The organism is Rhodococcus sp. LW-XY12, from assembly GCF_019317345.1.
GTDB lineage: Bacteria > Actinomycetota > Actinomycetes > Mycobacteriales > Mycobacteriaceae > Rhodococcus > Rhodococcus pyridinivorans.
The window spans coordinates 95,787-108,279 of record NZ_CP079226.1; the positions used below are offsets into that span (position 1 = coordinate 95,787).

Genomic DNA, 12,493 nt, shown 5'->3' on the forward strand with positions numbered 1-12,493 from the left:
TACGTCCGCTGACCATTCCGCTCGCACCTGGCAAACGCGCGCGCGTTTGCGAAATCCAGAGGCCCCGCGAATCCTGCCGACCCGCCGAATCCAGAGGCCCCGCCCACAACCTAGTCCGCCGCAATGGCCTCCACGATGTTCAGTCGCGAGGCGTGCACGGCGGGTGGAGCCGAGCCCAGCAGCGACAGGCCCAGGGCGACGAGGCCGTACAGCAGCACCGACCAACCGGCGGTGTAGGCAACCGGGATTCCGATGCTGGCGCCGAGGATCAAGGTGCTCAGATACTGCAGACCCGCGCCGATGATCAGGCCGAGCACGCCGCCCACGATGCCGACCGACAGTGCCTCCGCCAACACCATTCGTGCCAGGGTTCCCCGTCCACCGCCCATGGCTCGCAGTACGCCGAGTTCGCGTCGACGCTCCAGGACCGACAGCGTCAACGTGTTGAGCAACGCGACCGCGGCGACGAGCGCGACGATCCACTGCAACGCGATGGCCAGTGCGCCGGACTGTCTGATGGCAGCGCTGGTGCCCTCGAGTGCGGCAGCGCCGGTGTACACGAAGACCTCGGGCGGCAGTGTCGAACGCAACGAATCCTCAACGGCCGCAACGTCTCCGTCGACGCCGATCTCCAGGTAGGTCGCGCCGGGTCGGTCGTACCAACGCTGCATCGAGTCCAGCGAGATTGCCATCGTGCCGCCCGCGGCATTGATGTACTGGACCAGATCCAGCACTCGCACGTTCTTCACGCCCGTCGGCGTCGGCAGATCGATGTAGTCGCCCACCGATACACCCAACGTCCTGCCGAACCCCTGGGACAGCACCACACCGTCACCTGCGAGCACCTGGGACCGCACGGTGTCGGTGAGCGATGCGAGCGTCACCGCATTGCTGCCGTCGGCGACGCCCTGGATGGATACCGTCTCGCCGTCGATCGTTGCGTATGCCCACTGCCCCTCGACGACGCGAGCGACACCGGGCGTCGAACGGACGGCGTCTGCCACCTCCGTAGGAACGATGGGGCCCGACGGTATGGCGTCGGGCGAGGACATCGACACGTACAGGTCGGTGTTCGCCAACGACGACAGCGATTCGGCCGCCGAGTCGGTCATGTTGGCCAACGAACCCGACACTCCGACACTGACTCCCACCGCAATCACGATCGTCATGACCGTTGCCCAGATCCGTCGCGGGGCACGTTCGATGGTGGCGGTGGCCAGCCGGCCGGCACCACCCCAGCGGCGAGGGACGGCCGCCGTGGCCGACACGATCGGTCCCGTCCCCCCGACGCACAGCGCAACGACGCCGAACATGAACAGCGCTCCGGCACCGAGGGTCAGTTGGCCGTCGACGTTGACGGCGAACACGAACGATCCGGCAATGGCGACGAGGCCGAACGCGGTGGCTGCAGCGACGAATCGACGACGTGGTCCACCTGCCGTTTCTCCGCCGCCGACGGCGAGTGCCTCGATCGGCGAGATGCGATACACCTGTACCGCAGCGACGGCCGAGGCTCCGACGCAGGCCAGTACACACGCTGCGATCGCCACGGGAATGGCAAAACCTGGCAACACGTACTCGATTCGAGCGTCGAATGCCTGCGACAGGAACGGCGGAAGGCTCTCGATGGCGATGCGGCCCATCGCGATTCCGAGTGGAACACCGACGGCACCGCCGACCAGTCCGACCAGGACGGACTCGAACAGCAGGTCGCGGACGATATCCGCGCGGCGTCCACCGACGGCGCGAAGGAGAGAAATGGTGGGTCGACGCTTCGCGATGGCCATGTTCATGACGTTGAAGACGAGGAAGGCCGCGACGACGAATGCGATGAGCGAGACCATCAGCGTGGCATTGCGCGTCAGACTCATCGCCTGGTTCGCGCGGTCGGCCCGGTAGTCGGGGCTCATCACCGACACTCGGCCGGCGAGTGCGGCGTCGAGGTCGGACCGCAGTGTGTCGCCGTTGCCCAGGACGAAGATCGAATCGAGCTGATCGGGGCGATCGGTGAGTGCCTGCGCAGCGGGAAGGAGCGCAACCGCGAACATGCCCCCACCGATGCGTTGCGTGCCGGGGCCGTCGATCACGCCGACCACCGCCGTCGGAACGTCGTCGATCGTGACGGTGTCTCCCTGATTCAGACCCGTTGCGGCTCCGACCAATACACCGGAAGGATCGGACAACAGTCCCGCCGCGTTGCCGACCGCGCCCTGCAGATCCGACTGCAGTGCCGTGATGGACGAGTCGACACCGAGGACCGTCAGATCTCCGACGTCGGATCGAACGGTGCTGCGCAGCAGGGGAACCGCCGTGTCGACACCGGGAACGGAGCGCACCACGTCGAGTTCGCTCTGGTCGAAGCCGGAGTCGGTGACACCGACGACTTCGTAACTCGCGTTTCCTGCGATCGTCACCGCGAGACGTTCGACGGATCCGGTCAACGACCCGTAGGTGCCGAGGACGGCGATGAGCAGCCCGGCGGCGACGGCCACGACACCCGCGGACACGAGCGAACGCACCCAGTGCATGCGGAGGTCGCGAAGGCTGATGACTCGAAATCTGCTGAGAGCGGTACCGATCACCGATCGAGACCGGCCGTCGGTGTGTCGGTCTCGACGCGACCGTCGATCATGCTGACGATGCGGTCGGTGGAGCGCGCCGCCTCGAGGTCATGGGTCGCCATCACCACTGCTCGACGCCCCTCGCTGGCGTGTGCCACGTCCGCCAGTATTTCGAGGATGTTGTGGGAGGTCTTCGAGTCGAGATTGCCGGTGGGTTCGTCGGCGATCAACAGTGCCGGATTCATCATCAGTGCTCGGGCGATCGCAATGCGTTGGATCTGACCACCGGACAGCTGCGCCGGCCGGTGCTCGGAGCGTTGCGAGAGCCCGACCATCTCGAGCAGTCGCATCGCGTCGGCCTTGGCCTTCTTGATGGGAGTGCCGTCCAACAACTTGGGGACGGCGACGTTCTCCCACGCCGACATCGTCGGCAACAGATTGAAGAACTGGAAGACGAAGCCCACCTGGTGGCGTCGGAAATCGGATTGGGCGTTGTCGTCGAGGGTGGTGACTTCGACATCGTTGAACCTGATGGAACCCGACGTCGGTGTGTCGAGTGCGCCCAGCATGTGCAGCAGCGTCGACTTGCCGGCACCGGACGGTGCGACGAGGGAGACGAACTGGCCGCCCTCGATCGTGAGATCGATGCCGTCCAACGCCCGCACCGGTTGCTCTCCGGTGGGGTACTCCTTGACCACCCCGGACAACTCCAGCATCAACTTCGCCACGGACGAATCCCCTTGCTTCTCGAATGTATCTTCGACGCTACCTGCCGTCGGATCGAGAAACCGTTCGGAACTCTCAGATCAAGCTGCGCCGCGCGAGGATTCGAGTCGGCGGGCCACCAGCGCGGCCTGCAGGTGTCGGATTCCGGACGGACGTGTGGGGTCGAAGCCCGTGAGCTGTGCGATCCGCTTGAGGCGGTAGTCGACGGTGTTGGTGTGCAGATGGAGCTGACGAGCAGACCGCTGACGGTTCAGATCGTGCGAGATATGGATCTCCAGGGTTTCGAGCAGCTCGGGTGACGAATCGAGCGGCTCGAGTATCTGAGTCAGGTGGCGTCGGCCGGGGCCCGGACGCGTCAGCTGGTACTCCAGCACGAGATCGTCCATGCGGTACAGGCCGGACGGGCGGTGCAGTTGATGGGCCAGAGACAGCAGTTCGTGGACCTGATCGGCTGCGGTGGGGATGTCCGCAGTGGCGGCCTGCTCGGCCGTGACGGTGACGGGCACCTCGGCGGCGGTACCGATGCGATGCACCAGAGCCTCGACCCACTCGTCGTCGTGGACACCGGGAATCAGGACGGTGCCACCCTCGGTGCTCAGCAAGGACAGGGGAGTGCGGCCGCAGATCGTGGCCAGCTCGGCCTGGACACGACGCAGCTTTCTGCGAGCGGCGACCGTCTTCTGGATGTTGGGGTCGTTCTCGTCCGGGTGCGGCGGCACCGAGATGGCGAGCACGAGGTAGCTGTCGGCGAGTTCGATGCCGGACTGACGTGCCATCGACACCGCGTTGTGGCCGCTGAGAAGTGAGGTGACCAGAGTGTGCGCTGCAGTGTGGTGTTCGCTGGCCACGGCCTGCAGTTCTTCCACATAGCTCTTGCTGGCGGCGATGGATACCTTCTCCGACAGCAGCACGAACATGCGCGCGGCCTCGATCAGCTGCGCTGCATCGCCCTCACCCGCTCGCTTCGACACGAGATTCCAGCCGATCTGGATGCCCTCGTGGTAGACGCTGAGCACCGATTCGAGCGGAACTCCTTCGCGAGCCCACTGGCTGGCCTTGGCGCGAAGCTCGGCCAGGTCGGATTCCGCCGGGGCGCGGCGCTCGTCGAGCATCTGGACCGCGATGCTGATGCATTTGACGGTGAATTCGGTGACGTCGCCGTGGAGCTGTTCGCCTGGCAACGACCCGCAGGGAGTGTTGGCTGCGAAGTGTCCTACCAGGAGCCGCGCCACCGCGCGGAAATCGCGAAGAGGAGCCGACGCAGGCTGACCCGCGACCATGATTCCGAGGCTAGTCGAGTTGTGAACGGTCACAGATCAACCCTTCGTGTTGGTTCTTCAGGTCATACGGACTGCAAACTTACTGGCGCGTATCAACGCGCTTCGATGGCTCAATGTAAACAATCGAACCTGAAACCGCGTCGTTTTCGTACTTCAAGTTTGTTTCCTGGCCTCTAACAGGATCGATCATAGGTTGTTATCTACGTGTGATCCATGGTTTCGGCAAAACTCGTTGTGATCTATCTCGAGCGACCGACGTGGCCGGCTGCGACTTGCCCTAAACAATCGGGAAGCTGTTCACGGCGCACGCGGCGCACATCTACCTTGATCCCGTCGGGAGTGGGCAACGAAGGGACGAGCATGCACAGTGATATCGGTCAGTTCACTGTCCTCCGGGAGTTGCGCCCGACGATCGAGGAAAATCTCGCCCGTCACCGTGTCGAGTCGGTTCAGTGGGTACCGGCCGATTTCGTGCGTGCCGAGATGTACTGGGGATCGCGTCCCTCGCCGCTGACCGAAACTGCCAAAGCCGCGTTGGTGACCAATCTTCTGGTCGAGCAGAACATTCCGCTCTACCGCCGAGATGCAGGGGCAACCGAGATCGGTGCCTGGCCGTCCTGGCTCACCGACTGGAGCAGCGAACGACGTCGGCACTCGGTGGCCCTCACCGATTACCTGGTCGCCACCCGCAGCGTCGATCCGGTCGCCCTCGGACGAGCTCGAGCGCAATGTATGACGGTGGGGTTCGACGCCCCCATGAACGGTGCACACCTGCTTCGGTCACTGGTTCAGGTGGTCCTCGACGAGTCGGTCTCGACTATCAGTCATCGCAACACCGCGGACCAGTGCCATGATCCGGTGGCGGATCGTCTCCTCGGACGCATCGTCGCCGATCAGGAACTGCACGTCCGATTCTTCGCGAACTTGGTCTCGGCAGCGCTCACCGTGGCACCCGGCCTGACGGTCACCGCCATCACCGAGGTCGTCATGAATTTCCAGCTACCGGGTACCAACCTCCCCGGTTTCGCGCGCAGTGCGATGCTCATCGCGCGCGACGGCATCTACGACCTTGCGCGCCATCTCGACGAGGTACTGCGGCCCATGTTGGCCCAGTGGCGCATCTTCGAGCGGACAGATCTCGGTGCCGGGGCGCGTAGTCGCGATCAATTGGCGGACTACTTGGACCATCTCGATGCCCAGGCCGCCACCATCGAACGCAGCTCTGTGCGAACGCGGGAGTACGCAAACGCATTGCGCGCCAGCTGACACCACTTACCTCGACGGGGTGGATCGACTAACCTGAACTCCTACTCTTCTTCACGCTCCACACCTTGTGTTCGGGGCAACGACCGGAGGCCCCCATCGTGACAGGCTCTCGACCGATCATCGTCGGTATAGACGGATCCGCCGCGGCGGACAAGGCAGTGATCTGGGCGGCCTTGTGCGCGCATCGACGCGATCGGCGGTTGCACATCGTCACTGCCGTCGACATGCCGGGAGTTGTCGATCTGAGCGAATTCGCCGGAGAAGCAACGGAATTCGTTGCGACGGCCAAGTCCAGGTTGGTGGCGGCAGAGACCCTGGCCGCGCTGGTCGTCGACGATCCCGCGTTCGAGGTGACGTCGAGCGCCATCGAGGGCGGCGTCATGGACGTTCTCATCGGCGTCTCGGCGCAGGCCGAGATTCTGGTGATCGGCGCCAGTGAAACCGGCGCTGTCACATTGTCTTTGGCGGCCCACAGCGTCTCGCCGGTGGCAGTGGTGCGGGGCCGTGACATCGACGGTCGTCGGGTCGCCGAGGGCCCGGTCGTTGTCGGCATCGATGGATCGGACGTCAATCAGACTGCCGTCGAGTCGGCGTTCGTCGAAGCGTCGGCGCGCGATGCCGTATTGATCGCGGTACACGTGTGGTCCGATGTGGATCTGACGCAATCGTTCGGCCGCGCGCCCAAGGATTGGCACGCCATTGCCGACGGCGAAGAGGCACTGCTGGCAGAGAGCCTCGCCGGCTGGCAGGAGCGGTTCCCCGAGGTCGAGGTGCAGCGCATCGTGGCGCAGGACCGACCGGTACGGGTACTCAGTGGCCTGTCCGAAACCGCAGCACTGATAGTGGTGGGCAACCGGGGACGCGGCGGATTCGGTGGAATGCTGCTGGGGTCCACGAGTTTCGCTCTCGTCAACACCGCGGACTGCCCGGTGTTGGTAGTGCGAAAAGCACTCACATAGCGACGGTCAGCAAAAAGCTCACGTCTTCGAGGGCCTCGACGCTGTGGCGGGCGTCGGGGATGACGAGCAGATCGCCGGTCGAGCCCTTCCAGGATCGCTCGCCGCTGATCAGCTCGAGCTTTCCGCTCAGCACCAGCACCGTCGACTCGCCGGACAGGTCGTGTTCGGCCAACTTGTTACCGGCGGCCAACGCCACGACAGTCTGCCTCAGGTGGCGTCGGTGACCGCCGTACACCGTCTGCGAACTGCGGCCACTCGACGCACCGACGGCGAGCTTGAGTTGTTGGCGGGCAAGTGCGGTGAGTGACTTCTTGTCCATGATCGTCAGTATGACGCACGGTCTGCGGTCGCGACGGGGGAATCCTGAACGCGCTCAGGAAGGTTGGGTAGCCTGTCCGTACTCGACGTAGCGAAATCTAGTGTCGTTCACTCGGCTGTTCTGCCACTCGCCGGCCTTCGCGGTCCAGCCGTCCGGAATCTCGGGGGCGACGGTATCGCCGGAGATGTCGAGATCGACCTCGGTGACTTCGAGGTGCGTCGCGATACTCACTGCACTGCGATAGATTTCGCCGCCACCGATGATCCAAACCGGGCTTCCGCTCGCCAGGGCCACAGCGTCGGCGACACTCGGTGCGCTTTCGGCACCGTCGGCGGTCCACGACGCGTTACGGGTGACCACGATGTTGCGACGGCCCGGCAGCGGGCGGAACTTCGCCGGCAACGAATCCCAGGTCCTGCGCCCCATGATCACCGGGTGCTCGGCCGTCGTGGCTTTGAAGTGCGCCATGTCCTCGGGAATGCGCCAGGGGATGCCACCCCCGTCGCCGATGACCCCGGCCCGGCTCTGAGCCCAGATCAGACCGACGAATTGCGGGGCAGTCACACTGCGACCGGAGCCTTGATGGCCGGATGGTGCTGATAGTCCACCATCTCGATGTCCTCGAAGGTGTAGTCGAAGATCGAATCTCGTTGTGCCAGTTTCAGAGTGGGGTACGGATACGCCTCGCGGGAGAGCTGCTCGGTAACCTGTTCGCGGTGGTTGTCGTAGATGTGGCAGTCGCCGCCGGTCCACACGAATTCGCCCACTTCCAGACCCGTCTGGGCCGCCACCATGTGCGTGAGCAGCGCGTAGCTGGCGATGTTGAACGGCACACCGAGGAACATGTCTGCGCTGCGTTGGTACAGCTGGCAGGACAGTTTGCCGTCGGCCACGTAGAACTGGAAGAACGCGTGGCAGGGCGGAAGCGCCATCCGCGGGATCTCGCCGACGTTCCAGGCCGAGACGATCATGCGCCGCGAATCCGGATCGGTCTTCAAGGTCTCGATGACCTGGCTGATCTGGTCGATGTGCTCGCCGGACGGGGTGGGCCACGACCGCCACTGCACTCCGTAGACGGGGCCGAGCTCGCCGTCCGGAGCTGCCCACTCGTCCCAGATGCTCACGCCGTGCTCCTGCAGCCAGGTGGCGTTGGAGTCGCCGCGCAGGAACCACAGCAATTCGTACACGATCGACTTCAGATGGACCTTCTTGGTGGTGATCAACGGGAAGCCCGCTGCCAGATCGAAGCGCATCTGATGCCCGAACACGCTGGTGGTGCCGGTCCCGGTGCGGTCGGACTTCGCCGTCCCGGTATCGATGATGCGGCGCAGCAGATCTTCGTACGGAGTCGGAACCATCACGACGGTCATCGTAGCTGCATACTGGTTTCATGCCGGAATTGCCCGAGGTCGAAGCCCTTGCCGGCTTCCTGCGCGAACATGCCGTCGGTGCCGTCATCGGCCGCATCGACATCGCCGCGCTGAGTGTTCTCAAGACGTTCGATCCGCCGATCACCGAACTGCAGGGCCAGGACGTCACCGATGCCGCGCGGTTCGGTAAACACCTGGCACTGCGGGCCGGCGACCTGTGGTTGATCACGCATCTCTCGCGCGGCGGTTGGCTGCGGTGGGTGGACAATCCCAGCGCCGCGCCGCCCAAGCCCGGCAAAGGTCCGTTGGCACTGCGGATCCACTTCTTCACTCCCGAAGGCGCGACGCCCGCCATCGACCTCACCGAAGCCGGTACCAAGAAGCGATTGGCGGTCTGGGTGGTCCGTGACCCTGCGCAGGTGGCGAGCGTCGCTCGCCTCGGACCCGATGCGCTGACGGTCACCGAGCTCGAGTTCGCCGAAATACTCGCCGGCACCACCGCGCGACTGAAGACCTCGTTGGTGGACCAATCTCTGTTGGCCGGTATCGGCAACGCGTACTCGGACGAGATATTGCACGTCGCGAAGCTCTCGCCGTTCGCGTCGTCGAGCAAGCTCGATCCCGAATCCGTCGCGACGCTCTACGCGTCGATGCGCTCGGTGCTGTCCGACGCGGTGGCCCGCTCGGCCGGGCAGGACGCGGCGCGGCTGAAGGGGGAGAAGCGATCTGGTATGCGGGTGCACGCCAGAACTGGGCTGCCGTGCCCGGTGTGCGGAGATCCGGTACGCGAAGTCGCGTACGTCGATCGATCGTTTCAGTACTGCGCCACGTGCCAGACGGCCGGCAAAATTCTTGCCGACCGTCGAATGTCACGTCTGCTCAAGTGAAGGGTTCGAGTTTCTGGCTGGCGTAGCCGCGGTAGCCTTCCCACGCCTTGCGGCGGTCGCTCCGCGGATCCTTCTGCACCCGAGTGCGGGTGTCGAAGATCAGTGTCTTTCGGTCGCCTTCGTCGTACGCCGGCCACGACTCCAACGGCTTTCCGTTGGTGGCGAACGCAATCCAGTGCGATTGCACCTGCTCGGTGACCTCGGAGAACGCCTTGCGTCCGCCGGCCAGGGTGAGCGCCTTACCGAACAAGGTCTCACTGATCCCGAACACGGCGAACAATTCGAAGCCGTGGGTGGCGTCCAATCCGAGCAGCTTCATCGATCGCGGCGCGAAGTCGAATCGGTAGAAGTACGTCGGTGCGTGACGCGAATGTCCCTCGGCCACTTCCAGTGACGGCTTCCAGAAGGTGAAGTCGCCGCCGAAGTCGATGGCGGCACGCTCGTTCGGGTAGCCCCGGTAGCCCGAAGTGACCACCGCTTCGGCGTCGGGATCGGTGAGTGAGAACAGCTTGGTGATGCGCTCTGGATTGGTGGGCACCGTGTGGAGAAACTTCGAAAACAGCGTTCCCTCACGGGCATTGGTACCGATGATCAGCGGCACGCGGTGCGCGGTTCCGTTCGCATACGCCTCGACCGGGCTGATCGGTAGGAAGTCGCCGTCGATCACCGGGCCGAACGGGAACAGGCCCGGAGTGCGGTGCCACGTGGTGAGATCCAGCTTGGTCCCCGCGCGTCCGAGCCGTAGTACCTCGGCGTTCTCGAGGGTCTCGGCAGCGTTCTCGACGGTGCCGCCGAGGTAGCCGACGTATTCCCGCGCCCATTGATCGGCGCGCTCCTTGGTGGCGGTCATGCCGGGAGCGGAACTCTCGGAAATGGCCTGAGCGAAAAGGCCTTTGGCCGAGGGAACCGTCATCAGGGTGGTGACGGCGTTGCCGCCGGCAGACTCACCGAAAACGGTGACGTTGCTCGGATCGCCGCCGAACTCGGCGATGTTGCGTTGCACCCATTCCAGAGCGGCTACCTGATCTCGCAAGCCGAGGTTGGAGTCGAACGGCCGCTCGGGAGTGGAGAACTGGGACATGTCGAGGTAGCCGAGAGCGCCGAGTCGGTAGTTGACCGAGACGTAGATGATGCCGTCGCCGTCCTTCAGCGAGCGGCGCACCAGGGAGCCGCCGCCGTACAGGGGAGTAGCGGACGTGCCGAAGGTGTACGCGCCGCCATGGATGAACACCATGACCGGACGCGGGTTCGCGCTCGGTGCGCTGGGGGCGAGCACATTGAGCGTCAGGCAGTCCTCGCTGGACGGCTGGTACTTGCCGATCGCGAGCATCGTGCCTCGCTTGTGCTGAACGGAGGCATTGCCCCACTCGGTGGCGTCGCGCACGCCGTCCCACGGTTCGGTGGGTTGCGGCGCCCGGAAACGCAGTGGGCCGACGGGTGGGGCGGCGTAGGGAATGCCTCGCCAGGTGGTGAGGTCACCGACGGGCTTTCCCTCGATGATGCCGTCGGAGGTGGTCACGCGTGTCGTCACAACCATGTCGCGAGTGTACAAGCACGCCGGTGAAGCCGTCAAGCAGTTGGGCCGCTATATGTGACCGGGCGGGCCCTGACCCGATCTGCAGCGCCGTCGAGAACGCCACCGAGCGGGTCGACGGCGCTGCCGTTTCGAATGAGGTCTTCGGACGGCCGGTAGATCTGCCGAATGATCAACGCGCACAACCCGATCACCGCGATATCGCGCACCACGACGGCTGCGGTGAACCATTGCTCGGGCACGCCCTTGTTCTCCACGCCCAAGTAGTAGTACATCCGCGGGAACCAGACGAACGCGTCGATCGTCATCCACGCCAACAGTATTCGGCGATGCGGTAACGCAAGCACGGCCAGTGGAACCAGCCACAGCGAATACTGCGGGCTCCATACCTTGTTGGTGAGCAGGAAGCCGGCGACCACCAGGAATATCAACTGCGCGAGCCGCGGCCGCACGGGGGCCGTCGTGCCGATGTAGGCGATCACCGCACACACGATGGCGAACAACACCAGCGTCACGGCATTGAGGATCAGGGGCTTGGCGCCTGCATAGAGCGGACCGTCGAAACCGGGCCAGCCGGTGAACGAGGTGACCACGTTGTACAGGGAATCGGGGTCGGCTCCGCGCTCGGAGTTGAGCCGGAAGAACTCGTACCACCCCGACGGATACAGCAGCGCCAGAGGAAGATTCACGGCCAGCCAGGCTCCGATGGCAGCGCTCGCGGTGAGGCCCCACTCCCGCATCCGGCCGGTCCGCCAGCACAACACCAGAAGCGGACCGAGGAACAGCAGGGGATAGAGCTTAGTGGCACCGCCGAGTCCGATCAGCACACCGGCGAGAACCGGCCTCTTCTTGGCCCATGCCAACAGACCGGTGAGCGCGAAAGCCGCGGCCAGAGCGTCGAAATTGGTGAAGCCGTGGACGATCACCAGCGGCGACGCGGCGACCAGGGCCGCGTCCCAGATCCGCCGTCCCGCAGCTATTGCCGTGGCCCACACGGTGACGAGCCAGGCGACGGCGAGACCCAGGGCAACCACGTTGAAATACACGACGACGGGCAGGGCCTGGGGAAGGAAACTCAGCGAGTTCCACATCTTCCCGACGACCATCGAGCCGTACTGGTACAGCCCCGCGAGCACCGGGTACTCCATGTATCGAACCTGGGTCGAGCCGTCGGCCTTGGTTTCTTCCCAGGACTTCTTGTACGGGAACGCGCCTTGGTCGAGTCGCTCGGCACCGTACAGCGGCACGGTGTCCGAATAGCACATGGCCACGTACTGCCGGCTGCCACTCCAATCCAGTCCCAGTTCACCGTTGGGACCGACCGGAGCCTGCTGAATGCACGCCGCCTTCGCGAACCAACCGAAGCACAGGAAGATCACCGCCAACAGCAGGATCACCCGCAGTGCGGTGAACCACCGTTGCCGTCCGATCACCGCGTGACGTCCGACCGGACCGCCGATGACCGAGGACAATTCCCCGGCCATCGGATCGGTCCGACTGGGTAGATCTCGGTCATTCTCGCTCGCCGCGTCGAGGCGACCGGGGCTCGCCAATGCTCGACCCTTGCGGTCGGGTTCGGTCGTCACCGGTG

The 12,493-nt window shown here is 64.7% G+C and carries 11 protein-coding genes; 3 read left to right on the forward strand and 8 right to left on the reverse strand.

Going from position 1 to position 12,493, the window contains the following annotated elements; all coding sequences use genetic code 11:
• Positions 1-110 precede the first annotated feature (110 nt).
• From KXC42_RS24765 to KXC42_RS24775, 3 genes are all read right to left on the reverse strand, one after another.
• The gene (locus KXC42_RS24765) at positions 111-2,528 is read right to left on the reverse strand and encodes an FtsX-like permease family protein (protein ID WP_156665550.1); all 2,418 of its coding nucleotides are present in this window, start codon (positions 2,526-2,528) and stop codon (positions 111-113) included.
• A 50-nt stretch (positions 2,529-2,578) separates the two neighbouring features.
• A complete protein-coding gene (locus KXC42_RS24770) occupies positions 2,579-3,280 on the reverse strand; it encodes an ABC transporter ATP-binding protein (RefSeq protein ID WP_057479335.1) in 702 nt (233 codons plus the stop codon).
• 87 nt (positions 3,281-3,367) lie between these two features.
• Positions 3,368-4,567, reverse strand: coding sequence for a CdaR family transcriptional regulator (locus KXC42_RS24775; RefSeq protein WP_230592574.1), 1,200 nt, complete (start codon positions 4,565-4,567; stop codon positions 3,368-3,370).
• Between the two features lie 234 nt (positions 4,568-4,801).
• Between KXC42_RS24775 and KXC42_RS24780 the strand changes: the two genes are divergently transcribed.
• Positions 4,802-5,833 (forward strand): acyl-ACP desaturase, encoded by a 1,032-nt coding sequence (locus KXC42_RS24780; RefSeq protein ID WP_245687989.1) that lies wholly within the window; start codon positions 4,802-4,804, stop codon positions 5,831-5,833.
• Positions 5,834-5,931: 98 nt separating this feature from the next.
• Positions 5,932-6,792 (forward strand): universal stress protein, encoded by an 861-nt coding sequence (locus tag KXC42_RS24785; RefSeq protein WP_064257158.1) that lies wholly within the window; start codon positions 5,932-5,934, stop codon positions 6,790-6,792.
• Here the strand turns inward: KXC42_RS24785 and KXC42_RS24790 are convergent.
• The 3 genes from KXC42_RS24790 to KXC42_RS24800 are packed head-to-tail and all read right to left on the reverse strand — an operon-like array spanning position 6,785 to position 8,472.
• A complete protein-coding gene (locus KXC42_RS24790; protein ID WP_032395790.1) occupies positions 6,785-7,111 on the reverse strand; it encodes a cupin domain-containing protein in 327 nt (108 codons plus the stop codon). The two genes, KXC42_RS24785 and KXC42_RS24790, sit on opposite strands and share 8 nt — an antisense overlap.
• A 54-nt stretch (positions 7,112-7,165) precedes the next feature.
• Positions 7,166-7,675, reverse strand: coding sequence for a dihydrofolate reductase (locus tag KXC42_RS24795; RefSeq protein ID WP_064257157.1), 510 nt, complete (start codon positions 7,673-7,675; stop codon positions 7,166-7,168).
• On the reverse strand, positions 7,672-8,472 hold the full coding sequence (locus tag KXC42_RS24800; protein WP_064257181.1) for a thymidylate synthase: 801 nt from the start codon (positions 8,470-8,472) through the stop codon (positions 7,672-7,674). Before KXC42_RS24800 ends, KXC42_RS24795 begins: the two co-directional genes overlap by 4 nt.
• Positions 8,473-8,501: 29 nt before the next feature.
• Here KXC42_RS24800 and KXC42_RS24805 point away from each other — a divergent pair, with 29 nt between their 5' ends.
• Positions 8,502-9,368, forward strand: coding sequence for an Fpg/Nei family DNA glycosylase (locus KXC42_RS24805; protein WP_057479216.1), 867 nt, complete (start codon positions 8,502-8,504; stop codon positions 9,366-9,368).
• On the opposite strand, the gene KXC42_RS24810 is transcribed toward KXC42_RS24805, so the two are convergent.
• Complete coding sequence (locus KXC42_RS24810) at positions 9,361-10,905, reverse strand: carboxylesterase/lipase family protein (RefSeq protein WP_064257156.1); 1,545 nt, start codon at positions 10,903-10,905, stop codon at positions 9,361-9,363. The two genes, KXC42_RS24805 and KXC42_RS24810, sit on opposite strands and share 8 nt — an antisense overlap.
• A 32-nt stretch (positions 10,906-10,937) precedes the next feature.
• On the reverse strand, positions 10,938-12,386 hold the full coding sequence (locus tag KXC42_RS24815; protein ID WP_064257180.1) for a glycosyltransferase family 87 protein: 1,449 nt from the start codon (positions 12,384-12,386) through the stop codon (positions 10,938-10,940).
• Positions 12,387-12,493: the final 107 nt, after the last annotated feature.

Coding starts and splice junctions, on each gene's coding strand:
- KXC42_RS24765 (WP_156665550.1), bottom strand. CDS start 2,528: ATGCACTGGGTGCGTTCGCTCGTGTCCGCGGGTGTCGTGGCCGTCGCC.
- KXC42_RS24790 (WP_032395790.1), bottom strand. CDS start 7,111: ATGGACAAGAAGTCACTCACCGCACTTGCCCGCCAACAACTCAAGCTC.
- KXC42_RS24805 (WP_057479216.1), top strand. CDS start 8,502: ATGCCGGAATTGCCCGAGGTCGAAGCCCTTGCCGGCTTCCTGCGCGAA.
- KXC42_RS24810 (WP_064257156.1), bottom strand. CDS start 10,905: ATGGTTGTGACGACACGCGTGACCACCTCCGACGGCATCATCGAGGGA.
- KXC42_RS24815 (WP_064257180.1), bottom strand. CDS start 12,386: ATGGCCGGGGAATTGTCCTCGGTCATCGGCGGTCCGGTCGGACGTCAC.
- KXC42_RS24775 (WP_230592574.1), bottom strand. CDS start 4,567: ATGGTCGCGGGTCAGCCTGCGTCGGCTCCTCTTCGCGATTTCCGCGCG.